The sequence below is a fragment of the Burkholderia sp. BCC1977 genome (assembly GCF_905339595.1).
Taxonomy (GTDB): domain Bacteria; phylum Pseudomonadota; class Gammaproteobacteria; order Burkholderiales; family Burkholderiaceae; genus Burkholderia.
Map to the genome: position 1 here is coordinate 36,864 of NZ_CAJPGQ010000031.1, position 25,153 is coordinate 62,016.

Annotated in this window: 20 protein-coding genes; 12 read left to right on the forward strand and 8 right to left on the reverse strand. The window is 64.8% G+C overall.

Going from position 1 to position 25,153, the window contains the following annotated elements; translation table 11 throughout:
• Window positions 1-73: 73 nt before the first annotated feature.
• Window positions 74-472 carry a 30S ribosome-binding factor RbfA gene (rbfA, locus tag U5771_RS23610; protein WP_006495346.1) on the forward strand — a complete coding sequence of 133 codons (399 nt, stop codon included), beginning with the start codon at window positions 74-76 and terminating at the stop codon, window positions 470-472.
• 13 nt (window positions 473-485) lie between these two features.
• On the forward strand, window positions 486-1,418 hold the full coding sequence (truB, locus tag U5771_RS23615) for a tRNA pseudouridine(55) synthase TruB (RefSeq protein ID WP_322026189.1): 933 nt from the start codon (window positions 486-488) through the stop codon (window positions 1,416-1,418).
• An 89-nt stretch (window positions 1,419-1,507) separates the two neighbouring features.
• On the opposite strand, the gene U5771_RS23620 is transcribed toward truB, so the two are convergent.
• The 4 genes from U5771_RS23620 to U5771_RS23635 form a co-directional block, all read right to left on the reverse strand.
• Entirely contained in the window at window positions 1,508-3,067 is a 1,560-nt protein-coding gene (locus tag U5771_RS23620; protein ID WP_322026190.1) for a DHA2 family efflux MFS transporter permease subunit, read from the reverse strand.
• Window positions 3,068-3,095: 28 nt separating this feature from the next.
• Window positions 3,096-4,313: an HlyD family secretion protein gene (locus tag U5771_RS23625; RefSeq protein ID WP_322026191.1), complete on the reverse strand. Its 1,218-nt coding sequence runs from the start codon at window positions 4,311-4,313 to the stop codon at window positions 3,096-3,098.
• Between the two features lie 52 nt (window positions 4,314-4,365).
• A complete protein-coding gene (locus tag U5771_RS23630) occupies window positions 4,366-5,862 on the reverse strand; it encodes an efflux transporter outer membrane subunit (protein WP_322026192.1) in 1,497 nt (498 codons plus the stop codon).
• 99 nt (window positions 5,863-5,961) lie between these two features.
• Entirely contained in the window at window positions 5,962-6,453 is a 492-nt protein-coding gene (locus U5771_RS23635) for a MarR family transcriptional regulator (RefSeq protein WP_322026193.1), read from the reverse strand.
• A gap of 329 nt (window positions 6,454-6,782) precedes the next feature.
• Here U5771_RS23635 and typA point away from each other — a divergent pair, with 329 nt between their 5' ends.
• The 6 genes from typA to U5771_RS23665 all read left to right on the forward strand — a co-directional run bounded on the left by typA (window position 6,783) and on the right by U5771_RS23665 (window position 16,467).
• Window positions 6,783-8,609, forward strand: a complete 1,827-nt coding sequence (typA, locus tag U5771_RS23640) for a translational GTPase TypA (RefSeq protein ID WP_322026194.1) — start codon at window positions 6,783-6,785, stop codon at window positions 8,607-8,609.
• A gap of 317 nt (window positions 8,610-8,926) precedes the next feature.
• Entirely contained in the window at window positions 8,927-11,791 is a 2,865-nt protein-coding gene (locus U5771_RS23645) for a 2-oxoglutarate dehydrogenase E1 component (RefSeq protein ID WP_322026195.1), read from the forward strand.
• 135 nt (window positions 11,792-11,926) lie between these two features.
• Window positions 11,927-13,204 (forward strand): 2-oxoglutarate dehydrogenase complex dihydrolipoyllysine-residue succinyltransferase, encoded by a 1,278-nt coding sequence (gene odhB, locus U5771_RS23650; protein WP_322026196.1) that lies wholly within the window; start codon window positions 11,927-11,929, stop codon window positions 13,202-13,204.
• 81 nt (window positions 13,205-13,285) lie between these two features.
• Window positions 13,286-14,716 (forward strand): dihydrolipoyl dehydrogenase, encoded by a 1,431-nt coding sequence (gene lpdA, locus U5771_RS23655; protein ID WP_322026197.1) that lies wholly within the window; start codon window positions 13,286-13,288, stop codon window positions 14,714-14,716.
• Between the two features lie 98 nt (window positions 14,717-14,814).
• Window positions 14,815-15,912 carry a cell division protein ZapE gene (gene zapE / locus U5771_RS23660; protein WP_322026198.1) on the forward strand — a complete coding sequence of 366 codons (1,098 nt, stop codon included), beginning with the start codon at window positions 14,815-14,817 and terminating at the stop codon, window positions 15,910-15,912.
• A gap of 144 nt (window positions 15,913-16,056) precedes the next feature.
• Window positions 16,057-16,467, forward strand: coding sequence for a transposase (locus tag U5771_RS23665; protein ID WP_322026199.1), 411 nt, complete (start codon window positions 16,057-16,059; stop codon window positions 16,465-16,467).
• Window positions 16,468-16,581: 114 nt separating this feature from the next.
• Here U5771_RS23665 and U5771_RS23670 read toward each other — a convergent pair whose 3' ends face one another.
• The 4 genes from U5771_RS23670 to U5771_RS23685 all read right to left on the reverse strand — a co-directional run bounded on the left by U5771_RS23670 (window position 16,582) and on the right by U5771_RS23685 (window position 22,118).
• Window positions 16,582-17,043: a DUF2147 domain-containing protein gene (locus U5771_RS23670; protein ID WP_322026200.1), complete on the reverse strand. Its 462-nt coding sequence runs from the start codon at window positions 17,041-17,043 to the stop codon at window positions 16,582-16,584.
• A gap of 166 nt (window positions 17,044-17,209) precedes the next feature.
• Complete coding sequence (locus tag U5771_RS23675) at window positions 17,210-18,895, reverse strand: ShlB/FhaC/HecB family hemolysin secretion/activation protein (RefSeq protein ID WP_322026201.1); 1,686 nt, start codon at window positions 18,893-18,895, stop codon at window positions 17,210-17,212.
• A 144-nt stretch (window positions 18,896-19,039) separates the two neighbouring features.
• Window positions 19,040-20,389, reverse strand: a complete 1,350-nt coding sequence (locus tag U5771_RS23680) for a collagen-like triple helix repeat-containing protein (RefSeq protein ID WP_322026202.1) — start codon at window positions 20,387-20,389, stop codon at window positions 19,040-19,042.
• A 40-nt stretch (window positions 20,390-20,429) separates the two neighbouring features.
• Window positions 20,430-22,118: a collagen-like triple helix repeat-containing protein gene (locus U5771_RS23685; protein ID WP_322026203.1), complete on the reverse strand. Its 1,689-nt coding sequence runs from the start codon at window positions 22,116-22,118 to the stop codon at window positions 20,430-20,432.
• A gap of 666 nt (window positions 22,119-22,784) precedes the next feature.
• Here U5771_RS23685 and U5771_RS23690 point away from each other — a divergent pair.
• The 4 genes from U5771_RS23690 (at window position 22,785) to cpaB (ending at window position 25,109) form a co-directional block, all read left to right on the forward strand.
• Window positions 22,785-22,988, forward strand: a complete 204-nt coding sequence (locus tag U5771_RS23690) for a Flp family type IVb pilin (RefSeq protein ID WP_322026204.1) — start codon at window positions 22,785-22,787, stop codon at window positions 22,986-22,988.
• A gap of 109 nt (window positions 22,989-23,097) precedes the next feature.
• Window positions 23,098-23,595 carry a prepilin peptidase gene (locus U5771_RS23695; RefSeq protein WP_322026232.1) on the forward strand — a complete coding sequence of 166 codons (498 nt, stop codon included), beginning with the start codon at window positions 23,098-23,100 and terminating at the stop codon, window positions 23,593-23,595.
• Entirely contained in the window at window positions 23,595-24,098 is a 504-nt protein-coding gene (locus tag U5771_RS23700) for a TadE/TadG family type IV pilus assembly protein (protein WP_322026205.1), read from the forward strand. Before U5771_RS23695 ends, U5771_RS23700 begins: the two co-directional genes overlap by 1 nt.
• 75 nt (window positions 24,099-24,173) lie before the next feature.
• On the forward strand, window positions 24,174-25,109 hold the full coding sequence (cpaB, locus tag U5771_RS23705) for a Flp pilus assembly protein CpaB (RefSeq protein ID WP_322026206.1): 936 nt from the start codon (window positions 24,174-24,176) through the stop codon (window positions 25,107-25,109).
• Window positions 25,110-25,153: the final 44 nt, after the last annotated feature.

The following is a 25,153-nucleotide window of genomic DNA, read 5'->3' on the forward strand; positions in this document are numbered from 1 at the left end:
TGTCCCGCCCATTTTCATGGTGGCGTGCCAACGGCGCGCCGCTTTATCCTGATAAACGGATCACGGATCGATCATGTCCAGGAAACGTACTTCCCCCAATCGCAACGTTCAGATTGCCGACCAGATTCAGCGCGATCTGTCCGAACTCATCATGCGCGAGGTCAAGGACCCGCGCATCGGCATCGTGACCATCCAGAGCGTGGAACTCACGCCGGACTACGCGCACGCGAAGGTCTATTTCACGGCGCTCACCGGCGATCCGGACAAGACGCAGGAAGCGCTGAACCATGCGTCGGGCCACCTGCACAACCTGCTGTTCAAGCGCCTGCACATTCATACGGTGCCGACGCTGCATTTCCATTACGACCAGACGATCGAGAAGGCCGTGGAAATGTCGCGCCTGATCAAGGAAGCCAACTCGACGCGCGCGAAGGACGACGACGAAGCCGACGCGCCCGCGAAGGACGATTGAGCGCGCGCGCCCTATGACGACTGCAGCTCCCCAGCGTCCACGCGTGCCGCGGCGCGCGCTGGACGGCGTCCTCCTGCTCGACAAGCCGGTCGGCCTGTCGAGCAACGATGCCCTGATTCGCGCGAAGCGTCTGCTTCTCGCGAAGAAGGCCGGCCATACCGGCACGCTCGATCCGCTGGCCTCGGGCCTGTTGCCGCTGTGCTTCGGCGAGGCGACGAAGTTCTCGCAGGACTTGCTGGAAGCGGACAAGACCTACGAAGCGACCATGCGTCTCGGCGTGCGCACGACCACCGGCGACGCGGAGGGCGACGTGCTCGACACGCGCGCCGTCGAATGCGACCGGGCGGCCGTGGAAGCGGCGCTCGCGCGCTTTACCGGCGAGATCGTGCAGGTGCCGCCGATGTATTCGGCGCTCAAGCGTGACGGCAAGCCGCTGTACGAATATGCGCGCGCGGGCCAGACCGTCGAGCGGGAAGGCCGCAACGTGACGATCCATGCGCTCGACCTGCTGGCCTGCGAACTGCCGGACGTGACGTTTCGCGTGACCTGCAGCAAGGGCACGTATGTGCGCACGCTGGCCGAGGATATCGGCGAGGCGCTCGGTTGCGGCGCGCACCTGACGATGCTGCGTCGCACGGGCGTCGGCGCGCTGACGCTCGAGCATGCGGTGACGCTCGACGCGCTGTCCGATGCCGCCGAAGCGGCGCGCGATGCGTGGCTTCAGCCGGTCGACGCGCTGCTGTCGACGTTTCCGCTGGTGCGTCTCGACGAAGCGAGCGCGAAGCGATTCCTGCATGGCCAACGCCTGCCGCTGTCGGCGCTGGATCCGATCGACGCGACGGAGGGCGAGCGCGTGCGCGTGTACGACGCGGAGCGACTGCTCGGCGTGGCTCGCAAGGCCAACGGCGTGCTCGCACCCGAACGCCTCGTCGTGACGGCAGCATGATGCGTGGCGCGCAAGCGCCGTCGGCACGAAAAAAACCCGGTCGATTTCGACCGGGTTTTTTGTTTGGCGAGCGCGTTCGGGCACGGTGCTCAGTGTGCAGCCGACGCCGCCGCACCCGCATCGCCGCCGCCCGCACGCTCGGGCTTCGTGATCCAGATCAGTCCGATCAGCAGCACGAAGATCGCCGCCGAGATGTAGAACAGATCGTTCACGCCGAGTTGCGCGGCCTGCTGCGTGGCCATGTTGTTGATGAGGCCGTGCGCCTGGTCCTGCGTCAGCCCGAGGTTGCCCATCTGTGTGACGGCCTGGTTGAACGTCGGGTTGTACGGGTTCGCCTGCTCGACCAGTTGCGCGTGGTGGAAGTTGTTGCGGTGGTCCCACGCGGTCTGGAAGATCGACGTGCCGATGCCGCCGCACATGATCCGCACGAAGTTCGACAGGCCGGACGCCGCGGGAATGCGGTTGCCGGGCAGGCCGGACAACGTGATCGACACGAGCGGGATGAAGAAGCCCGCCATCGCGATACCCTGCACGAGCGTCGGCAGCGTCAGCGACCATTCGTCGACGCCCGTCGTGTATCGCGAACGCATCCAGAAGCACAGCGCAAACGTCAGGAACGACGCCGTCGAGATGAAGCGCGGATCGGTGCGCGGCAGATACTTCCCGGTGAGTGGCGACAACAGGATTGCGAACAACCCGACCGGCGCCATCACGAGGCCGGCGTCGGTCGCGGTGTAGCCGATTTGCGTCTGCAGCCACAGCGGTAACAGCACGAGATTGCCGAAGTACAGGCCGTACCCGATCGACAGCGCGACTGTGCCGCCGGTGAAGTTCCGCATGCGGAACAGCGACAGGTCGACGACCGGGTGCTCGGCGGTCAGCTCCCAGATCACGAAGAACGCGAACGCAATGACAGCGGTCAGTGCGAGCACGATGATGGTCGTCGACGCGAACCAGTCGAGATCCTTGCCCTTGTCGAGCATGATCTGTAGCGAGCCGACCCAGATGACCAGCAGCGCGAGGCCCACGCCGTCGATCGGCGCGCGGCGCACGGCCGACTCCCGATTGCGGTAGATCACCCACGTCGCGGCAGCGGCGGCGATGCCGACCGGGATGTTGACGTAGAAGATCCACGGCCACGAATAGTTGTCCGAGATCCAGCCGCCGAGAATCGGGCCTGCGACGGGCGCGATCAGCGTCGTCATCGCCCATAGTGCGAGCGCCATCGGTGCCTTCGCGCGCGGATAGCTCGACAGCAGGAGCGCTTGCGACAGCGGAATCATCGGGCCCGCGACCGCGCCCTGCAGCACGCGCGAGCCGAGCAGGAACGGCAGGCTCGGCGCCAGCCCGCACATCCACGACGAGATGACGAACAGGACGATCGACGCGAGGAACAGGCGAACCTGTCCGAAGCGGTCGGTCAGCCAGCCCGTCAGCGGCACGGAGATCGCGTTCGCGACGGCGAACGACGTGATGACCCACGTACCCTGGTCGGACGATACGCCGAGGTCGCCAGAGATGGTCGGGATCGCGACGTTCGCGATGGACGTGTCGAGCACGTTCATGAACACCGCTAGCGATACCGCGATCGTTCCGAGCACGAGTTGCCCGCCCTGCAGGGGCGGGTGGGAGACAGGAGCCTGTGCCATGTCGGTAGTCTTTCCGGAGTCGGAGCCGTTACATCATCTTGGCGGCGCCGTTCGACTTCGCCGCGGCCGATGCCGGCACGTTGCCACCGGCGTTCTCGGCGATGATGCGCGCGATCTCGGCGTCGGCTTCGTCGCCGTACTTCGCGAACACGTTCGTTTCGTAGACCGTGTTCTGCGCGTTGGCGAGCTGGTCGCCGCGCTCGTCCTTGATGTCGACGTCGACCTGCATCGACAGGCCGATGCGCAGCGGATGCTTCTCGAGGTCCTTCGGATCGATTTCGACACGCACCGGCAGGCGCTGCACGACCTTGATCCAGTTGCCCGTCGCGTTCTGCGCCGGCAGCAGCGAGAACGCCGAACCCGTCCCGGCCGAGAAGCCGACGACCTTGCCGTGGTAGACGGCCGACGAGCCGTAGATGTCGGCGGTCAATTCGACCGGCTGGCCGACGCGCATGTGCTTGAGCTGGACTTCCTTGAAGTTCGCGTCGACCCACACCGCGTTCAGCGGCACGACCGACATCAGCGGGTTGCCCGGCGACACGCGCTGGCCGACCTGCACCGAGCGTTTCGCGACATAGCCGGTGACCGGCGCGGGCAGCACGTTACGTGCGTTCGCGAGGTACGCGTCGCGAACCTTCGCGGCCGCGGCCATCACGTTCGGGTGCGATGCGATCGTCGTGTTCGCGGTCAATGCGCGGTTCGAGGCGAGCTGCTGTTGCGCCGCGTCGACCGACGCCTGCGCGGCGCGCACCGCGTCGCGTGCATGGGAGATCTCTTCCTGCGACACGGCGCCCGTCTGCGCGACGGCCATCCGGCGGCGCAGGTCGTCCTCCGCTTTCGACAGGTCGGACTGGCGCAGCGCGACTTGCGCGCGGTACTGATCGTCGTTGACGAACAGGCCGCGCACCTGGCGCACCGTCTGCGCGAGGTTGGCCTCGGCCTGCTGCAGCGCGACCTGCGAGTCGGCCGGGTCGAGCACGACCAGCGGATCGCCAGCCTTGACCGTCTGCGTATCGTCGGCCTTCACGGCGATCACGGTACCCGTGACCTGCGGCGTGATCTGCACGACGTTGCCGTTCACGTACGCGTCGTCGGTCTCTTCATGGAAGCGCGCGACGAGGAAGTAGTACAGACCGTACGCGATGGCCGCGATCACGATGACCGCGATCAGCAGCGTCATCATCCGTTTGCGCTTCCCGTTGTTCTGCGGCTGTGCGCTGGCGGCGTTTTGTTGAGGGTCGCTCATGGCGATTTTCTCCGTCCGTTATTTCGAGTGTCTGCGTAGTGGTGGCGCCGGATCAGTTGGCGGCCTGTTTTGTCTGCTTGTCGGCGTCGGGTGCGGCGAGCCGCGTGCCGGTCGCGTCGAACCCGCCGCCGAGCGCCTTGATCAGCGCGAGCTGCATGTCGCGCCGGCGCATCTTCAGGTTGGTCACGGTCTGTTCCGACGCGAGGCGGTTGCTGTCCGCGGTCAGCACCTGGAGCTGCGGCGACAGGCCGGCCTTGTAGCGGATCACGGCGAGGTCGTACGCGCGCGTCGACGCATCGAGCGCACGCTGCGCGTCGTCCATCTGGCGATCGACCGCGCGGATCGACGCGACCTGCGTCGCGACGTCGTTCAGCGCGCCGATCAGCGTCTGGTTGTAGTTCGCGACCGACAGGTCGAAGTCCGCATAGCGGCCCTTGAGCTGCGCGCGCAACGCACCGGCATCGAAGATCGGCAGGTGGATGGCCGGGCCAAACTGCGCCTGGCGGCTCGCGAAATTCAGGAATTTGCCCCAGCCGAACGCATCGAAGCCGAAGCCGGCCGCGAGGTTCACGTCCGGGAAGAATTCGGCCTTCGCTTCCTTCACGTCGTGCATCGCGGCCTCGACCTGCCAGCGCGCGGCGACGATGTCGGGGCGGCGCGACACGAGGTCGGCCGGCAGGTTGCCGGGCAGTGCGACTTCGCCGGTCGGGTTCATCACCGGCGCGGCGATCTGCAGCCCGCGGTCCGGCCCCTTGCCGAGCAGCGCGGCGAGCTGGTAGCGCACGGCCGTGATCTGGCCGTCGAGGTCGGACAGCGACGCCTGGGTCGTCGCGATGTTGCCGCGCGCGGTCTGGCGTTCCACGTTGGTGTCGAGGCCGGCCGACACGCGGCCGTCGGTGATCTTGCCGACCGTCTGGCGATTGGCGATCTCGCGTTGCGCGATGTCGCGCAGCGCGTACAGTTGCGCGAGCGAGTTGTAGGTGCGGGCGACCGACGAAGCGAGCGTGATGCGCGCCTGCTGCATGTCCGCTTCGGCGGCCTTTTCCTGCGACACGGCCGTATGCAGGCGTTCGCGGTTCTTGCCCCACAGGTCGAGATCCCACGACGCGCTCGCGAGCGCGTTGTTCTCGCTGTACCACTGGCCGCCGTACGGGGGCGGGAACAGCGCGTTCGACGAATACAGCTCGCGCGTCCACGAATAGCTGGCTTCGGCCTTCGGCATCAGGTTCGAGCGCGACGATTCGATGTACGACGACGCCTTCGCGATGCGCGCCTGCGCTTGCGCGATCGACGGGCTGCCCTCGAGCGCCTCGTCGATCAGCTTCGGCAGCTGCGGATCGCCGAACTGGCTGGCCCAGTCGAGCGCCGGCCACTGGCCGCCCTGGGCCGGCAGGCTCTGGGCGGTTTCGAATTGCGACGCGGGAGCGATCTGCCTGTCGCTCTTGATGCCGATGTAGTTTGCGCAGCCCGCCAGCGCCAGCGCGGCAACCGCGGCGGCGACGGCGGCGCGGCACGACCCGGCGCGCACGGACAACGGGGAGGATTTCATCGCGCTGTTCCCTGACTCGGAATGAATGATGGACACTGCAAGGATTTCCTTACATTAATCTGTCAAAAGTAATTGTTATGGCAACTATTACGGTGACTATTACGTCACGCTACCGCCGGCGGTCTCGCAGTAGTTGCTGAGAATGCGGCGCAGCATGCTCTTCAGGAACCCGACTTCTTCCGGCGTAAATCCGTCCAGCAACTCGTCGAGCACGCTTCGGAACACCGGCGGCAGACGCTCGGCAAGCGCACGGCCTTCGTCGGTCAGTTCGAGGCGCACGACCCGCCGATCCTCGATGCTGCGCACGCGGGACAGCAGGCCGCGTTTCTCGACGCGGTCGAGCAGGCGCGTGACCGCGCTCGCGTCGATCCCGTATTCCCGCGCGAGCTCGGCGGCCGTCGAGCATTTGCCGACCGCGATCATGAACAGCATGCTCGCCTGCGTGCCCGTAATGCCGAGCTCTTCTTGCGTACGCTGCGTGACGAGGTTGGTCATCGCCGACTTCACGCGCGACATCAGATAGCCGACGCTGTCGTTCATCTGATACGAGGACAGCGGCGAAACAGGCGGTTGAGAAGGGGAATCGGACATAAAACCCTGAAACTGCAATAGTTGACTAGGCAGCAGTATAGGCACAATTGCTTGCCGCGGCAAATGTTAATCGAACGGGCGAGGGTGCGCTCCGTGGTCCGGAATCCCCTTGTCAACGTCAGGGTCTTCGGTCCACCGGTGACGGTGTCGGCCGGCCGGTTTGCCCCGTCCGCGGCGAGGGCGGGAGGGCATCGTTTGCTGCGTAGCAACGGCCGGTCCGGCTTTTGACATTCTCACGTGCTATAATTTGTGGCTTTCCAAGCTGCAACAGCGCGCGCCCGTGAAAACGAGCGGGCGCGTTTGCGCGTTCAAACGATTTCCAGGTTTCTATGACCCGCGCCCTTCGCAATATCGCCATCATCGCTCACGTCGACCACGGCAAGACGACGCTCGTCGACCAACTGCTTCGCCAGTCCGGCACCTTCCGCGACAACCAGCAAGTCGCCGAGCGTGTGATGGACTCGAACGACATCGAAAAGGAACGCGGGATCACGATTCTCGCGAAGAACTGCGCGGTCGAATACGAAGGCACGCACGTCAACATCGTCGACACCCCGGGGCACGCGGACTTCGGTGGTGAAGTCGAGCGCGTGCTGTCGATGGTCGACTCGGTGCTGCTGCTGGTCGACGCGGTCGAGGGCCCGATGCCGCAGACCCGCTTCGTCACGAAGAAGGCGCTGGCGCTCGGCCTGAAGCCGATCGTCGTCGTCAACAAGATCGACCGTCCGGGCGCGCGCATCGACTGGGTGATCAACCAGACCTTCGACCTGTTCGACAAGCTCGGCGCGACCGAAGAGCAGCTCGACTTCCCGATCGTCTACGCGTCGGGCCTGAACGGCTACGCGTCGCTCGACCCGGCTGCGCGCGAAGGCGACATGCGTCCGCTGTTCGAGGCGATCCTCGAGCACGTGCCGGTTCGCCCGGCCGATCCGGAAGCGCCGCTGCAGCTCCAGATCACGTCGCTCGACTACTCGACGTACGTCGGCCGGATCGGCGTCGGCCGCATCACGCGCGGCCGCATCAAGCCGGGCCAGCCGGTCGTGATGCGCTTCGGCCCGGAAGGCGACGTGCTGAACCGCAAGATCAACCAGGTGCTGTCGTTCAAGGGCCTCGAGCGCGTGCAGGTCGAGTCGGCCGAAGCCGGCGACATCGTGCTGATCAACGGTATTGAAGACGTCGGCATCGGCGCGACGATCTGCGCGGTCGATACGCCGGAAGCGCTGCCGATGATCACCGTCGACGAGCCGACGCTGACGATGAACTTCCTCGTCAACTCGTCGCCGCTGGCCGGCCGCGAAGGCAAGTTCGTGACGAGCCGCCAGATCCGCGATCGCCTGATGAAGGAACTGAATCACAACGTCGCGCTGCGCGTGAAGGACACGGGCGACGAAACGGTGTTCGAAGTGTCGGGCCGCGGCGAACTGCACCTGACGATTCTCGTCGAGAACATGCGCCGTGAGGGCTATGAACTCGCCGTGTCGCGTCCGCGCGTCGTGATGCAGGAAATCGAAGGCGTGCGGCACGAGCCGTACGAGCTGCTGACGGTCGACGTCGAAGACGAGCACCAGGGCGGCGTGATGGAAGAACTCGGCCGCCGCAAGGGCGAAATGCTCGACATGGCGTCGGACGGCCGCGGTCGCACGCGTCTGGAATACAAGATCTCGGCGCGCGGCCTGATCGGCTTCCAGAGCGAATTCCTGACGCTCACGCGCGGCACGGGCCTGATGAGCCACATTTTCGATTCGTACGCACCGGTCAAGGACGGCTCGGTCTTCGAGCGCCGCAACGGCGTGCTGATCTCGCAGGACGACGGCGCGGCCGTGGCCTACGCACTGTGGAAGCTGCAGGATCGCGGCCGCATGTTCGTGAAGCCGGGCGACGCGCTGTATGAGGGCATGATCATCGGCATCCACAGCCGCGACAACGACCTCGTCGTGAACCCGATCAAGGGCAAGCAGCTGACCAACGTGCGTGCGTCGGGTACCGACGAAGCCGTGCGTCTCGTGCCGCCGGTCCAGATGTCGCTCGAATACGCGGTCGAATTCATCGACGACGACGAGCTCGTGGAAGTGACGCCGCAGTCGATCCGCCTGCGCAAGCGCTTCCTGAAGGAGCACGAGCGTCGCCGCGCGAGCCGCGAAGGCGCGGTCGACTAAGCATCGGCTGTTCCCGTGCATGATGGAAAAGGCTGCCTTCGGGCGGCCTTTTTTGCATCTGCGCGATGCGCAATCGGGCGGGCAGCAAAACACTGTTTCCGCAGGTCGCGGCAATCCGGCAAAACCCCGTCGCGCGGTGCTTTCAGGCACATTTCGTCGTGAACTCCGGTATCGGTTCTGTGATATGCTGCGCGCACGCAAGTTTTAGGTCCTTCCAAGCAAGACTTGATTCGCAATCCGCTAAACGGTCAGGCCGTGTCGCGGAAGGTTGAGTAACCCGCTATTTCTCGAGAAGCTCGAAGAAAGGTGAGCGTAAAATGTCAGATGTAATGAAGCAGTTTCAGCTGAACTCCTATCTGTTCGGCGGCAATGCTTCGTACGTTGAAGAACTGTACGATGCATACCTCAACAATCCGGCATCGGTGCCGGAGAACTGGCGAGAGTATTTCGACGCGCTGCAGAACGTGCCTGCAACCGACGGCTCGAATGCCAATGACGTCGCTCATTTTCCGATCGTCGAATCGTTTGCCGAGCGTGCGAAGGCCAATGCCTTCATCCCGCGCGAAAGCACCAGCAATCTGGCGACCGCGCGCAAGCAGGTCCACGTCCAGTCCCTCATCAGCGCATATCGCTTCCTCGGCTCGCAATGGGCCAATCTGGATCCGCTGAAGCGTCGCGAACGTCCCGCCATTCCCGAACTCGAGCCCGCGTTCTACGACTTCTCGGAAGGCGACCTCGACCAGACGTACAGCGCAAGCAACCTGTATTTCGGTTTCGACCAGGCTTCGCTGCGCGACATCGTCAAGGGCCTGCGTGACACGTACTGCGGCACGATCGGCGCCGAGTACATGTACATCAGCGATCCGGAGCAGAAGCGCTGGTGGCAGGAGCGCCTCGAGTCGACCCGCGCGACGCCGGCTTTCTCGATCGACAAGAAGAAGCACATCCTGAATCGCCTGACGGCAGCGGAAGGCCTCGAGCGCTATCTGCACACCAAGTACGTCGGCCAGAAGCGCTTCTCGCTCGAAGGCGGCGAAAGCTTCATCGCGGCGATGGACGAAGTCGTCCAGCACGCAGGCAAGACCGGCGTGCAGGAAATCATCATCGGCATGGCGCACCGCGGCCGCCTGAACGTGCTGGTCAATACGCTGGGCAAGATGCCGGCCGACCTGTTCGCCGAATTCGAAGGCAAGCACGTCGACGACCTGCCGGCCGGCGACGTGAAGTACCACAAGGGCTTCTCGTCGGACGTGTCGACCGAAGGCGGTCCGGTCCACCTGTCGCTCGCATTCAACCCGTCGCACCTCGAAATCGTGAACCCGGTGGTCGAAGGTTCCGCGAAGGCGCGGATGGACCGTCGCGGCGACGAAGACGGCCTGCAAGTGCTGCCGGTGCAGATCCACGGCGACGCGGCCTTCGCTGGCCAGGGCGTCGTGATGGAAACGCTGAACCTCGCGCAGACGCGCGGTTACGGCACGCACGGCACGCTGCACATCGTCATCAACAACCAGATCGGCTTCACGACGTCGGACCCGCGCGATGCGCGCTCGACGCTGTACTGTACCGACGTGGTCAAGATGATCGAAGCGCCGGTGCTGCACGTGAACGGCGACGATCCGGAAGCCGTCGTGCTCGCGATCCAGATCGCGATTGACTACCGGATGCAGTTCCACAAGGATGTCGTGATCGACATCGTCTGCTTCCGCAAGCTGGGTCACAACGAGCAGGACACGCCGGCGGTCACGCAGCCGCTGATGTACAAGAAGATCGCGCAGCACCCGGGCACCCGTGCGCTGTACGCCGAGAAGCTCGTGCAGCAGGGCGTGATCAGCGCGGCAGACGCCGACAACTACGTGAAGGCGTACCGCAAGGCGATGGACGACGGCCACCACACCGTCGATCCGGTCCTGTCGAACTACAAGAGCAAGTACGCGGTCGACTGGGTTCCGTTCCTGAACCGCAAGTGGACGGACGCAGCCGATACGGCCGTGCCGCTCGCCGAACTGAAGCGTCTCGGCGAACGCATCACGACGGTCCCGGAAAACTTCAAGGTTCACCCGCTCGTCGAGCGCGTGATCAACGACCGCCGCAACATGGCGCGCGGCGACCAGCCGCTCGACTGGGGCATGGGCGAACACCTCGCATTCGCGTCGCTCGTCGCATCGGGCTACTCGGTGCGCCTGACGGGCCAGGACTCGGGCCGCGGCACGTTCACGCACCGTCACGCGGTGCTGCACGACCAGAACCGCGAGCGCTGGAACGACGGCACGTACGTGCCGCTGCAGAACATCGCCGAAGGTCAGGCGAAGTTCACGGTGATCGACTCGGTGCTGTCGGAAGAAGCGGTGCTGGGCTTCGAATACGGTTACTCGACCGCCGAGCCGAACACGCTCGTGCTGTGGGAAGCCCAGTTCGGCGACTTCGTCAACGGTGCGCAGGTCGTGATCGACCAGTTCATCTCGTCGGGCGAAGTGAAGTGGGGCCGCGTGTCGGGTCTCACGATGCTGCTGCCGCACGGCTACGAAGGCCAGGGTCCGGAACACTCGTCGACGCGTATCGAGCGTTTCCTGCAACTGTGTGCCGATCACAACATGCAGGTCGTTCAACCGACGACGCCGGCGCAGATTTTCCACCTGCTGCGTCGCCAGATGATCCGTCTGTTCCGCAAGCCGCTGATCGTCGCAACGCCGAAGTCGCTGCTGCGCCACAAGGAAGCGGTGTCGGACCTGTCGGAACTCGCGAAGGGTTCGTTCCAGCCGGTGCTGGGCGAAACCGACGGCGGCATCGACGCGAAGAAGGTCAAGCGCGTGCTGGCTTGCTCGGGCCGCGTGTACTACGACCTCGTCGCGCATCGCCGCGAAGCGAAGGCGAACGACGTCGCGATCATCCGTATCGAGCAGCTGTATCCGTTCGCGCACAAGCAGTTCGAAGCCGAAATGAAGAAGTACGAGAACGCGACTGAAGTGGTCTGGGTGCAGGACGAGCCGCAGAACCAGGGCCCCTGGTTCTACGTCGAGCACCACCTGAAGGAAGGCATGAAGGAAGGGCAGAAGCTGGCATACAGCGGCCGTCCGGCTTCGGCCTCGCCGGCGGTTGGCTACTACGCGAAGCACTACGAGCAGCAGAAGGCCCTCATCGAAGGTGCGTTCGGCCGCCTGAAGAGCGCATCGATCGCGAAATAACCGACGGAAGCGAAACGGGAAGGCGCACTGCGCTTTCCCGTCTCTTTTGGCCCGCCGGGCGCGTTGCGCGCCGCACCGGCCGAAGGAATCGCACGAACCTCGTCACACCCCAGATTAAGCATCCAGGAAAATCACATGGCTATCGTAGAAGTCAAAGTCCCCCAGCTTTCGGAGTCGGTTTCGGAAGCCACCATGCTGCAGTGGAAGAAGAAGCCGGGCGAAGCGGTCGCGCAGGACGAAATCCTGATCGAACTCGAGACCGACAAGGTCGTGCTCGAAGTGCCGGCACCGGCCGCGGGCGTGCTCGCGCAAGTGCTGCAGAACGACGGTGACACCGTGGTCGCCGACCAGATCATCGCGACGATCGACACCGAAGCGAAGGCAGGTGCTGCCGAAGCAGCGGCAGGCGCCGCCGAAGTGCAGCCGGCGGCAGCCCCTGCTGCAGCCGCACCGGCTGCACAGCCGGCTGCCGCAGTCGCATCGAGCTCGGCCGCCGCATCGCCGGCCGCGTCGAAGCTGCTGGCCGAGAAGGGCCTGTCGGCAGGCGACGTCGCAGGTTCGGGCCGCGACGGCCGCGTCACGAAGGGCGACGCGCTGGCCGCGGGCAGCGCACCGAAGGCCGCTTCCGCCGCCGCACCGGCAAAGGCCGCCGCCGCGAAGCCGGCGCTGCCGGAAGTGAAGGTGCCGGCGTCGGCCACGACGTGGCTCAACGATCGTCCGGAACAGCGCGTGCCGATGTCGCGCCTGCGTGCGCGTATCGCCGAGCGTCTGCTCGAATCGCAGCAGACCAACGCGATCCTGACGACGTTCAACGAAGTCAACATGGCTCCGGTCATGGAGCTGCGCAACAAGTACAAGGACAAGTTCGAGAAGGAACATGGCGTGAAGCTCGGCTTCATGTCGTTCTTCGTGAAGGCGGCCGTGCATGCGCTGAAGAAGTTCCCGCTCGTGAATGCGTCGATCGACGGTAACGACATCGTCTACCACGGCTACTTCGACATCGGTATCGCGGTCGGTTCGCCGCGCGGCCTGGTCGTGCCGATCCTGCGCAACGCGGATCAGCTGAGCCTCGCCGACATCGAAAAGAAGATCGCCGAATTCGGCCAGAAGGCGAAGGACGGCAAGCTGTCGATCGAGGAAATGACGGGCGGTACGTTCTCGATCTCGAACGGCGGCGTGTTCGGCTCGATGCTGTCGACCCCGATCATCAACCCGCCGCAGTCGGCCATCCTCGGCGTGCACGCGACGAAGGAGCGCCCGGTTGTCGAAAACGGCCAGATCGTGATCCGTCCGATCAACTACCTGGCACTGTCGTACGACCACCGGATCATCGACGGCCGCGAAGCAGTCCTGTCGCTCGTCGCGATGAAGGATGCGCTGGAAGATCCGGCACGCCTGCTGCTCGACCTGTAAGCCGAGTCTCACTGCATTGACCCGCCCCGCACGCTCGCGCACACGCGCGAGCGTGCGGGCGTACAAGTAGAAAGGATTGTCATGTCCAAGGAATTTGACGTCGTCGTGATCGGCGCCGGCCCCGGCGGCTATATCGCCGCGATTCGCGCCGCGCAGCTCGGCAAGACCGTTGCCTGTATCGAGAAGTGGAAGAACCCGGCCGGCGCGCTGAAGCTCGGCGGCACCTGCCTGAACGTCGGCTGCATCCCGTCGAAGGCGCTGCTCGCTTCGTCGGAAGAGTTCGAGAACACGTCGCATCACCTGGCCGACCACGGCATCACGGTCGACGGCGTGAAGATCGACGTCGCGAAGATGCTTGGCCGCAAGGATGCGATCGTCGAGAAGATGACGAGCGGGATCGAGTTCCTGTTCAAGAAGAACAAGATCACCTGGCTGAAGGGCCATGGCAAGTTCACCGGCAAGACCGACGCCGGCGTGCAGATCGAAGTCAGCGGCGAGGGTGAAACCGAAGTCGTCACCGCGAAGAACGTGATCATCGCGACGGGTTCGAAGGCACGTCACCTGCCGAACGTCCCGGTCGACAACAAGATCGTGTCGGACAACGAAGGTGCGCTGACGTTCGACTCGGTGCCGAAGAAGCTCGCCGTGATCGGCGCAGGCGTGATCGGCCTCGAGCTCGGCTCGGTGTGGCGTCGCCTGGGTGCCGAAGTGACGGTGCTCGAAGCGCTGCCGGCGTTCCTCGGCGCAGCCGACGAAGCGCTCGCGAAGGAAGCGGCCAAGCTGTTCAAGAAGCAGGGCCTCGACATCCATCTCGGCGTGAAGATCGGCGACGTGAAGACGACCGCGGACAGCGTGTCGATCGCTTACACGGACAAGGACGGCAACGCGCAGACGCTCGACGCCGACCGCCTGATCGTGTCGGTCGGCCGCGTGCCGAACACCGACAACCTCGGCCTCGAGGCAATCGGCCTGAAGGCGAACGAGCGCGGCTTCATCGACGTGGACGATCACTGCCGTACCGCAGTGCCGAACGTCTACGCGATCGGCGACGTGGTGCGCGGCCCGATGCTCGCGCACAAGGCGGAAGACGAAGGCGTGCTGGTCGCGGAAGTGATCGACGGCCAGAAGCCGCACATCGACTACAACTGCATTCCGTGGGTGATCTACACGTACCCGGAAATCGCATGGGTCGGCAAGACGGAACAGCAGCTGAAGGCCGAAGGCCGCGAGATCAAGTCGGGCAAGTTCCCGTTCTCGATCAACGGCCGCGCGCTCGGCATGAACGCGCCGGACGGTTTCGTGAAGATGATCGCGGACGCGAAGACCGACGAACTGCTCGGCGTGCACGTGATCGCCGCGAATGCGTCGGACCTGATCGCGGAAGCCGTGGTGGCGATGGAGTTCAAGGCGGCGTCGGAAGACATCGCCCGCATCTGCCACCCGCACCCGTCGATGTCGGAAGTGATGCGCGAAGCGGCGCTCGCCGTCGACAAGCGCTCGCTGAACAGCTGAGCGCGGTATAGCGCCGGCCGGCCATCGGCCGGCGCAGCCGTCTCATGACGAAGGCGGGCGGGGTTTCCCGCTCGCCTTCGTTCTTTCCGGTTTGCCCGATGAACGTCACCGAATACTACACGCGCGAACTGACCACGCGCGGCTATCAGTCCGATCCCGCCCAGCGCGCGGCGGTCGACCGCCTGCAGCACTGTTTCGACGAGTGGGTCGAGTACAAGGCGCGTCGCTCGAACGCGTTCAAGAAACTCATCAACCATCCGGACCTGCCGCGCGGCGTCTACATGTGGGGCGGTGTCGGCCGCGGCAAGAGCTTCCTGATGGACAGCTTCTATGCGGTGGTGCCCGTGCAGCGCAAGACGCGCCTGCACTTCCACGAGTTCATGCGTGAGGTACACCACGAACTCGAGGAACTGAAAGGGCAGGCCGATCCGCTCGACGAGCTCGCGCGCCGTATCGCGAAGCGCTACCGGCTGATCTGTTTCGACGAATTCCACGTGTCGGACATCGCGGACGCGATGATCCTCTACCGGCTGCTCGATCGCCTCTTCAACAACGGCGTGCAGTTCGTGATGACGTCCAACTACGATCCCGACGATCTGTATCCCGATGGCCTGCATCGCGACCGCATGCTGCCGGCGATCGCGCTGATCAAGCAAAAGCTCGACGTGCTGAACGTCGATGCCGGCGTCGACTATCGCCAGCGCACGCTGGCGCAGGTGCGGATGTACCACACGCCGCTCGGCGCGGACGCCGATCGCGAACTGCGCCATGCATTCGCGAAGCTCGCCGCGGTGCCGGACGAAAGCCCGATCCTGCATATCGAGAAGCGCGAGTTGAAGGCGCTGCGCAAGGCCGACGGGGTCGTCTGGTTCGACTTCGCGACGCTGTGCGGCGGCCCGCGTTCACAGAACGACTATCTCGAGCTCGCCAGCCGCTTCCACGCGATCGTGCTGTCGGAGGTGCCGCAGATGTCGCCGCGGATGGCGTCCGAGGCGCGGCGCTTCACCTGGCTCATCGACGTGCTGTACGACCACAAGGTCAAGCTGCTGATGTCCGCGGCGGTGCCGGCGGAGCAACTGTACGTCGAAGGGCCGATGGCGAACGAGTTCACGCGTACGGTATCGCGGATCGTCGAGATGCAGTCGAAGGAGTACCTCGAGACGCCGCGCCGCATCGTCGATACGTCGCTGACCTGATCGCAGCTTTCGACAAGTGGCGGGCTTCAAACGTCAATTCCGGTCAAATTCTCCCGATCTCGGGGTATTTTCGGACTTGTCTTATGTTCATGGTTGAGGCCAGCCGATATCGTTGTGTCATGGTTCCTAAGGCTGGAGATGTCCATGACACCGTATCGCGATCTGACCGACCATGAGTGGCGCTGCGTCGTGCCGCTTCTGCCCGAAATGCAGCCGCGCACCGAGTTGCGCGGCCGGCCGTTGGCCAACACGCGCGCCGTCCTGAACGGCGTGCTCTGGGTGATCTATAGCGGCGCGACCTGGTCCGCGGTGCCGCGTCGTTACCCTTCGTACCAGACCTGCCATCGCCGCTTCAAGGTCTGGCACGAGACCGGCACGTTGATGCAGGTGATGCGAGAGCTGTATGGCGACGCAGGCGTGACTCTGTGCAACGAATTGTCCGCGCGGATGCGCAAGCACACGCAATCGAAGGCGGCGGAGGTGCGGAGTGCGGCAGTGCCGGTGTATCGTGCACCGGGCAGCTACGCGCCGGATGCGCTGAAGCACGCAGCGTGATGTCGGTCGATCTGTCGGTCGATTTCATTCACGCCCACATCAAAACAAAATCGGCCTGACGACGTCGTCGCAGGCCGATTTTTCATTGCGTCGCGCGCATCGACGCGCGTCGCGTTATTGCGCGCGAACCCAGGTCTGCGATCGACCGAGCAGCGACACGCCGATGTAGCCGCGCACGACGAGCTTCTGGCCGCCGTCTTCCAGCGACATCTTGCACTTGTAGACCTTGCCGTTTTCCGGGTCGAGGATGTTGCCGCCGTCCCAGTGGTCGCCGTCCTTCTTCATTGCCTTGATGATCGTCATGCCCTTGATGAGCTGATCCTTGCGCTCGTCCGTGCATGCGGTGCAGCGGCGATCGGGTGTGTCGCTGGCGCCGAGGCCCTTGACGACCTTGCCCGACAGCGAACCTTCGCCGTCATCGGCGATCTGCACGAGCGCCTTCGGCGCGTGCGTATTGTCGTCGATCGTCTGCCACATGCCGATGGGGCTGTCGGCCTGGGCGAAGGTGGGGGCGGCGCAAGCGAGCAGTGCACTTGCGACGGCCAGTGCGCGCAACGGGCGGGTCAGTTGAATCATTGTCTTCCTCCTTGTTTCATGTCGTGTTCGATGCGCCCGCACGACCGTCTGCATAGGGCGGTGGCATGTTGCGAGCTTTGCCAGAATACGTGAAACCGCGCGCTGCGTTTGATAGAGGGGGCTCTAATCCAAACAGCCCGCGAGACGCGGCCTGTCTGGTGACTGATCAGTTGAGCTGATACGAGAATGCGGCATTCACGCGCGGGCTGCGCGATGCGCTTTCAACCGGTGCATCGCCGATCGGCTTCGCGATATTCAGGTCGAGACTGTAGTAGCGGCTGTCCGAAAACCGCACGCCGATACCGACCGACGACAGGCGGCTCGGTGACGGCGTGCCGGTATGCAGGTACACGCGCGCCATGTCGTACGCGATGTACGGCGTGATCGATTTCATGTACGTCCAGCCGGGCGTGAATCCGCGGTTGACCTCCAGCGACATCCCCCAGCCCGAGTCGCCCGACGTTTCGCCCGGCTGGTAGCCGAGCGCGTAGCGCGTCGAGCCGAACGAAATCTGCTCCGACGTCGGCAGCGAGTCGGGGCTGTACTGGCCGGTCAGCGAAACCGACGTGCCGATCTTGAACGGCCATTCGTTGGTTTGCGTGAAGGTCGCGCCGGTGCGCACGAACGTCAGCGAAATCGGGCTGTCGACCGACGTCGTGTTCGAGCCGATCGTGATGTCCTGCGCTTTCGACGCGCCGAGAATGTTGAAGCCCTTTGCGACGTTCACGCTCAGCTTCTGTACCTGCTTGGCCGATACGCTCGTGTAGTCGAGCTGCATCTGCAGCACGCGGACTTGCGAGCGGGTGTCGATGCTGTTGCCGGTGATCTTGTTCTGGTAGCGGTCTTCGTTGTGCGACGCATAGCCCGACACGGTGCCGAGCAGGCTGCGCTGGTTGTTCAGCAGCAACGGATAGGATGCCGAAAGACCGAGCTTCTCGTTCTTGACGGTGCGCTCGACGGTCGACGGCAGGCCCGGGTTGTCGGTCGGCTTGCCGCGATACGTGCTGGCGTCGAGGCGCGTGACCAGGCCGCTGCTGCCGACCGGCACCGCGCCGCTGAATGCGACGTAGGTCTGCTTGTCGCGTCCGGGCGGGACCAGCGCGGAAATGCTCAATTGTTCGCCGAACGACGTGAGGCCGTTCTCCGTCGCAGTGATGAGACCCTGGACACCCGGGTGATTGAAATCGATGCCGGTGCTGATGTTGAATGCCTTGCGGTCGACGGCCAGTTCGAGTGTCGTTGCGCCGTCGGTCGTCTGCGGCGGCGGCACATTCGCCTTCACCGTCAGGCCGGGCAGGAGACCGAACGTGTTCACGTAGCGTTCGAACGTCGCGCGGCGCAACGGGCGATCGGCCGTGATGTGCGCGGCGATCGCGCGGATCTTCGATTCCATCGCGCCGGGCTTGCCGGTGACCTTGACGTCCGACACGTAGCCTTCGACGACCGTGACGCGCACGACGCCGTTCTCGAACGTCTGCGCGGGAATGAACGCGAACGACAGCGCATAGCCGCGATCCTGGTACAGCTTGGTCACGCCGTTGGCGGTTTCGATCAGTTCGCCGATCGTGATGTCCTTGCCGACGAGGGGCGTGAAGCGACGAGAGATTTCGTCGAACGGCACCGACTTCACGCCTTCGACCTGGAACGTCGTCGGCGTCACGTGTCGCGACAGCAGCTCCTGCAGTTGCGGTGCCTGCGGCGCGACCTGCACGGTCACGCTCGGGCCTTTCTGCGGCGCGTTGATCTGGGGGAGGGAATCGAGCGGGTTACCTGCCGCGCGCGTCTGTGCATGTGCCGTGCCTGCTGCCGCGATGGCGAGCAGCATCATCCATCTGTCGAGTCTGGATTTCATTGTGCTTCCTCGTAGGCCTTGCTTTTCGTCTTCTTTCTAATGCGGGCGCGCGACACCAGGGTGTCGCGCGCCGCGTGCCGCAATGCCGGTTGTATTGGTACGGCCGCGCCTCCTGCTCCGGCTGCAAGGGCGCGTCCGCTCTCCTTACTTGCCGACGCTACCCAGCGTGCCGAGCAATCCCGTGACCGGTGCCAGCAGACCCGTCGAGCCGCCCGACGATGCCGCACCCGTCACGCTGCCGACCAGCGACGTGACCGGCGCGAGCGGGCTCGACGAAGCCCCGGATCCCGCTGCACCGCCGACTGCTCCGGTGACAGTATTCAGCAAACCGGTGACGGGCGCGAGAGGGTTTGCCCCGCCTGCACCACCGGTTGCGCCGCCGAGCGTACCCGTCACCGTCGACACGAGGCCCGTGACCGGTGCGAGCGGATTGCTGCCCGAACTGCCCGTTGCGCCGCCGACCGCACCCGTGAGCGAACCGAGCGGCGTCGAGCCGAGGCCGGACAGCAGGCCGCCGAGCGGGTTCGTCGAGCTGGAGCCCGACGACGTGCCGCTCTGGACCGATGCCGTCGAGCCGCCGACGAGGCTCGTGATCAGGCCGGGGATCGGTGCCGCGCCGTTCGGGCCGTTCGGGTTGACGAGGCCGCCCGCGTTGGTCACGGTGTTGCCGACCGCGGTGACGAGCTGGCCGACGTCGCCGACGAGCGGCTGGTTAGACGTGCTTGCGACCTTCGTGCCCGCCGAGCTGATTGCGCCGCCGACCTGGCCGAGCAGGCCAGACACGGGTTGCCCGAGGCCGGTGGTCGTGCCGACCTGTTGCGTGACCTGGCCTGCGGTGATCACCAGCGGCGTGATCGCCGAGCTGAGCGGTTGCGTAACCTGCTGCACGGCACCCGACGACAGCGTCGAGCCGACCGTCGTACCGGCTGCCGACAGGCCGTTGGCAACCGTGTCGAGCACGGTGCCGACCGGCGTCGTGACAGGGGCGAGCGGCGCGAGCGGACCCGTGCCGAGCGCCTTGACCGTCGAGCTCAGCCCGGACACGGTGTTGCTCGTCGCGCCGACGACATTCCCGAGGCCGGCGACCGTCGTGCCGACGGGATCCTTGATCGAGCCGGTCTGTCCCAGCCCGTTGCTCAACGCATCGGCGGCCGCGTTGATGATCGTGCCGGTGCTCGAGACGGTGCTGCCGACGCCCTTCGTCACGCCGTCGCCGAGGCCAGGCACGCTGACGTTGCCGATCGTGCTGCCGAGGTCGGTCGCGGTCTGGCCGAGCGTGCTGACAGCGCCCTTGGTGCCGGTGGACGAGCCGCTGGTGCCGCTCGTGCCGCTGGTACCGCTCGTGCCGCTGGAACTGCCGGCGTTGCTGGCGGTCGGCGGCGTGCTGACGCTGTTGCCGCCGCAAGCGGCCAGCAGGCACGCCGTGGCGAAGGCGGTGAGGGGCGCGCGCCACTGGCGCAGGGTGACCGTCGTGATGGAACGTTGCTGGGACATGTTGGACTCCTCGCTGTCTTGTCGATGAATGGATGTCGGATTACTTGCCGTGCGTGCCGCCGAGCAGGCCGCCGATCAGCGATGTGACAGGCGTGAGCAGGTTCGAGCCCGAGCCTGAATTCGTGACGGCGCCCGTCGTGCCGCTCAGTGCCGGTACGCCGGCCGTGCTGGTGACTGCGGAGACCGCGCCCGTCACGGGAGCGAGCGGGTTGCTGCCGCCGGTGCCGCCCGTTGCGCTGCCGAGCGCGCCGGTGACCGTGGAGACCAGGCCCGTGACCGGGGCGAGCGGGCCGCCGCTGCCGCCTGCCGCGCCGCCGAGTGCGCCGGTGACGGTGGAGACGAGACCGGTGACCGGAGCGAGCGGGCCGCCGCTCGTGCCGCCTGCTGCACCGCCGAGTGCGCCGGTGACGGTGGAGACGAGGCCGGTAACCGGAGCGAGCGGGCCGCCGCTCGTGCCGCCCGTGGCACCGCCGAGTGCGCCGGTGACGGTGGAGACGAGGCCGGTAACCGGAGCGAGCGGGCCACCGCTCGTGCCGCCCGTGGCACCGCCGAGTGCGCCGGTGACGGTGGAGACGAGGCCGGTAACCGGAGCGAGCGGACCGCCGCTCGTGCCGCCCGTTGCGCCACCGAGTGCACCGGTGACGGTGGAGACGAGGCCCGTGAGCGGTGCGAGCGGGTTGGTCGCGCCGCTGGTGCTGCCCGTGAGCAGGCCGCCGACGGCCTTCACGGTATTGCCGGTCGACGAGACGGTGCTGCCGAGGCCGGTCGTGACGGGGTTGCCGCCTGTCGACGCGATCAGCGCGCCGCCCTGGTTCAGGCCGTTGCCGATCGTGCCGAGCAGCGTGTTGATCGGGGCGCCGAGGCCGGTGGCCGTCCCGATCGTCTGCGTCGTCTGACCGACCATCGTCGTGATCGGCGTGATCGCCGAGCTGACCGTCTGCGTGACCTGCTGGATCGGGCCGGTCGACAGCACGTTGGACAGCGTGGTGCCGCCGTTCGATACCGCGTTGCCGACCTGCGTGACGAGGCCGCCGACGGCGCCGGTGACGGGGGCGAGCGGCGACAGCGGGCCGCTGCCGAGGCTCGTGACGAGGTTGCCGGTCTGCGTGACTGCGCCGCCGAGCTGGTTCACCACGCCGCCGGTGCTGGCGACCGTGACGCCGACCGGGTCTTTCGTCGCGCCGAGCTGGCCGAGGCCGTTGCCGAGGCCATTGCCGAGTGCCGTGACCGCGCCGCCGACGTTCTGGATGATGCCGCCTGCCGACTGCGTCGTGGCCGGGTCGACGCCGGGCAGCGACTGGCTCGCGACGACGCCGCCGAGGTTCGACACGGTGCCACCGAGATCGGTGACGAGGTTGCTGCCGCTTGCGAGGAGATTACCCACTGCGTTCGACGACACACCGGAGGTGCCGCTCGTGCCGCTGGACGTTCCGCTGGATGTTCCGCTCGTCGTGCCGCTGGTGCTGCCGCTCGTGCTGCCGCTGGTCGAGCCGCTGGTGCTGCCCGACGTGCTGCCGCTCGTCGAACCGGACGTGCCGCCCGAGGTGCCGCCCGAAGTGCCGCCGCCCGACGTGGAGATCGAGTCGCCACTGCTGGCGCCGGAGCCGCCGCTGAGCCCCTTGCTGATGGAACCGGAACCGCCGCACGCGGAGAGGGAAAGCATGGCTGCCACGGTGGCCGCGATCATAGTCGTCCGGAGCGTGCCATGAGGGATAACCTGAATGTCCATTTCGTCCTCGCATTGAAGCTGATGTTGTGTTGAGTGATGCGGGGATTACTCTGCAACTGTCGTGCCATTTCGATGGTCGACGGTTCGACGATTGGTTTTAAACGGGGCAATTCCTTGTCGGAAAAGGGATTTAGGCAAACTGAAAGATTGTTGAATCTGTTTAAGAACCGTCGAATGAGAACGATTCCGACCGTTGCGTAACGTAACGTCACAACATTGGCGTTACGCGTGCGGCGTAACGTGGGGGGAGTGCAGGCCTGGCGGGCGGTCCGGTTGTTTTACTGGTGGATTAGGTGTGCACATCTAACCTATCGTAAATCCTATGTGTAAGTCGTACCGAAACGCCGTACAAATACGCTGTGCTCCCGGAAAGTTTTTTCGATCCGCTCTTAAAACAGGTTGGAAGTTAAATAGGTTCGGATATAGAATCCGGAGCAGGTGTAAGGAAATGTACAGTTCGGTACACGACGTTCGGGGAGGGTCACTATCGCGAATGTTAACTTGCATCAAATTGTGATACATGCCCTTCGGGGTGACATATAAAGAAAGCGCACCCGGTTGTCGTTGCTCAGTTGGACGAACGACGCGGGGCAACGGCCAGATATGCGGGGATGTACTACGTATAAAAGGCCAAAAAACGTAAATACAGGCACGAGGAATTAAAAAATGAAAGCACTCATCAAGCGCTTCCTTAAGGAAGAGGACGGGGTTACCGCGATCGAGTACGGGCTGATCGCGGGTCTGATTGCTGTTGCCATCATTGCCGGCGCCTCATCGGTGGGCTCCAATCTCAGCAGTACCTTCACGAAAATTGGTACCTGTGTCTCGTCGCCGAGCAGCACGTGCTGGTCTGCGGCTGCTTCGAGTTAATAGCGGCGGGTGAGAGGGCGCGGGTTCCGGAAATCATCTTGCGGCTGAGCGGCGGGCGGATTGCATTACTTGTTCGCCCGCCGATCCGGCCGGGATCGATCGCGGCGTGATGGTACGTCTTATTTTCTGCGGGGCATTCCTGGGCTGGGCGATATTTGTCGCGGCCAGTGATATCCGTCTCCGGCGCATTCGAAATTCACTCGTCATTTTCGGTTTGGTGGCCGCATTGGTGGGCGCGACGATCTCCGGAAATCCGTTTGGCATTTCCCTCTCTCAATCATTGGCGGGTGCGGTCGTAGGGCTGATTTGCTTTTCGCCCTTGTTCGCATTGCGCGTCATGGGCGCGGCCGACGTCAAGGTATTCGCCGTACTGGGGGCATGGTGTGGTGCACAAGCGTTGTTGTGGCTCTGGATCGTTGCCAGCCTCGCAGCGGGCTTGCACGCACTCTGGGTGATGCTTCTGTCGCGGACGTCGTTTTCCGCACTGTACAAGCGCGATACGCCCACGATGACGCTCGGTGGCCGCCGGGCGACACCATATGCGGCGTTTCTCGTGATGCCGGCAGCTGTGTGGCTTCTGCATCTTATGTATGTGAGGGGAATGTGATGGCTCGGGGGACGCAAGCGCGCCAGCCGTCCGCATGGCGGCGGCAACGGGGTGTGGCGGCGGTTGAGTTCGCTGTCGTCTTTCCTCTCTTCTTCCTGATTTTTTACGCGATCGTCACGTTCGGGATGGTATTTATCATCCAGCAAAGTCTGACATTCGCGGCATCCGAAGGCGCGCGCGCCGCGTTGAACTACACGTCGGCGCCGTGCGACCGGCTGCAGGTCAATGCGCGAAATGCCGTGACGCAGGCGTTGGGCGGCGCGCCGTGGTCGAAGAACGTGAGTTTTGCTGCACAGGTTTCCACGTCGGTGCCTACGCCCACCTCGACGCCCGGCGTGACCTGCGGCACGACATTCGCATCGACGTCGACCTCCCCATTCAACGTGATGGTGACGACGACCTACTCATACGCGGCGAATCCGTTGATTCCGTGGATATTCGTATTCAATGCACCGCAACTGCAGAGTAGTGCGACCGTGCAGGTTCAACCCAGCATGCTTTGAATCGCACACCTATTGAGTCCCGTCGCCCGACCGTTGCCACGCTCCAGAACCTGATTCCGGCATTCCCATATCAACATGGCCAACAATCTGACAAAAATCATCGCGGGGTTGCTGATTGCGATCGCTGTTCTGCTCGGAATCTACGCTTGGATGCTTGGACGCAGTACGCCCAGCCCCGTCGCCGTGCAACAGGCTGCCGCTGCGAGCCCGGTGTCGGTGGTTATCGCGACGCGCACGCTGCCGATGGGTCAGCCGATTGCCGCCGATGCGTTGAAGGTTCAACCGACCGCTCCTGCGCCGGCAGGCGCGTTTTTCGAGCCGGCCGCCCTGGTCGGTCGCGTTCCGGCGAGGGATATCCCGGCGTCGGCACCGGTTGTTTCGGACGCACTGGTGTCCGGGCTCGCCGAGGATGTTCAGCCGGGCGAACGCGCGATTGCGGTTCGCGTCGACGAGACCAATGCAGTCGGCAACCGCCTGCGGCCGGGCAACTTCGTCGACGTATTCGTCAACCTGAAGCGTGAAGCGGGCGGCACGATGTTCGACGGCGAAGTCTCGCAGACGCAAGCGCGGCTCCTGATGTCGAAGGTTCGCGTGCTGTCGTTCGGCGACGCGACGCCGGAGCGCGACAGCGGCAGCAATACGAATGGCAACAACGGCCAGCCGAGCAATGCGCGCATCGCGGTGCTCGCGGTACCGACCGCGCAGGTCGATGCACTGACACTCGGCGAGGCGAGCGGTCGGCTGACGCTTGCACTGCGCAATCCGCGCGACGACGAGCTTGCGATGCAGACGGTGGCGGTGCGCACGGACAACAAGCTGTCGCCGTCGGCGATTGCCGCGGCCGGCGTATCGCTGCAACAGTTGTCCGGTACGTCGAGGACCGCGGCGGCCAACGTGAATGTGCCGCCACTGCCATCGCGCCTGCCGCCCGCCACGCGTCCCGGCGGCAGCGGGGGCGGGGGCAGCATCGAGTTGATCCGTGGCGGCCGGTCGGAAACGGTTGCGTATTGAACAACATCGATGGCCATCGATATCAGCGACGACAAGTAAAGGCC

Coding starts and splice junctions, on each gene's coding strand:
- rbfA (WP_006495346.1), top strand. CDS start 74: ATGTCCAGGAAACGTACTTCCCCCAATCGCAACGTTCAGATTGCCGAC.
- truB (WP_322026189.1), top strand. CDS start 486: ATGACGACTGCAGCTCCCCAGCGTCCACGCGTGCCGCGGCGCGCGCTG.
- U5771_RS23620 (WP_322026190.1), bottom strand. CDS start 3,067: ATGGCACAGGCTCCTGTCTCCCACCCGCCCCTGCAGGGCGGGCAACTC.
- U5771_RS23625 (WP_322026191.1), bottom strand. CDS start 4,313: ATGAGCGACCCTCAACAAAACGCCGCCAGCGCACAGCCGCAGAACAAC.
- U5771_RS23630 (WP_322026192.1), bottom strand. CDS start 5,862: ATGAAATCCTCCCCGTTGTCCGTGCGCGCCGGGTCGTGCCGCGCCGCC.
- U5771_RS23635 (WP_322026193.1), bottom strand. CDS start 6,453: ATGTCCGATTCCCCTTCTCAACCGCCTGTTTCGCCGCTGTCCTCGTAT.
- typA (WP_322026194.1), top strand. CDS start 6,783: ATGACCCGCGCCCTTCGCAATATCGCCATCATCGCTCACGTCGACCAC.
- U5771_RS23645 (WP_322026195.1), top strand. CDS start 8,927: ATGTCAGATGTAATGAAGCAGTTTCAGCTGAACTCCTATCTGTTCGGC.
- odhB (WP_322026196.1), top strand. CDS start 11,927: ATGGCTATCGTAGAAGTCAAAGTCCCCCAGCTTTCGGAGTCGGTTTCG.
- lpdA (WP_322026197.1), top strand. CDS start 13,286: ATGTCCAAGGAATTTGACGTCGTCGTGATCGGCGCCGGCCCCGGCGGC.
- zapE (WP_322026198.1), top strand. CDS start 14,815: ATGAACGTCACCGAATACTACACGCGCGAACTGACCACGCGCGGCTAT.
- U5771_RS23665 (WP_322026199.1), top strand. CDS start 16,057: ATGACACCGTATCGCGATCTGACCGACCATGAGTGGCGCTGCGTCGTG.
- U5771_RS23670 (WP_322026200.1), bottom strand. CDS start 17,043: ATGATTCAACTGACCCGCCCGTTGCGCGCACTGGCCGTCGCAAGTGCA.
- U5771_RS23675 (WP_322026201.1), bottom strand. CDS start 18,895: ATGAAATCCAGACTCGACAGATGGATGATGCTGCTCGCCATCGCGGCA.
- U5771_RS23680 (WP_322026202.1), bottom strand. CDS start 20,389: ATGTCCCAGCAACGTTCCATCACGACGGTCACCCTGCGCCAGTGGCGC.
- U5771_RS23685 (WP_322026203.1), bottom strand. CDS start 22,118: ATGGACATTCAGGTTATCCCTCATGGCACGCTCCGGACGACTATGATC.
- U5771_RS23690 (WP_322026204.1), top strand. CDS start 22,785: ATGAAAGCACTCATCAAGCGCTTCCTTAAGGAAGAGGACGGGGTTACC.
- U5771_RS23695 (WP_322026232.1), top strand. CDS start 23,098: ATGGTACGTCTTATTTTCTGCGGGGCATTCCTGGGCTGGGCGATATTT.
- U5771_RS23700 (WP_322026205.1), top strand. CDS start 23,595: ATGGCTCGGGGGACGCAAGCGCGCCAGCCGTCCGCATGGCGGCGGCAA.
- cpaB (WP_322026206.1), top strand. CDS start 24,174: ATGGCCAACAATCTGACAAAAATCATCGCGGGGTTGCTGATTGCGATC.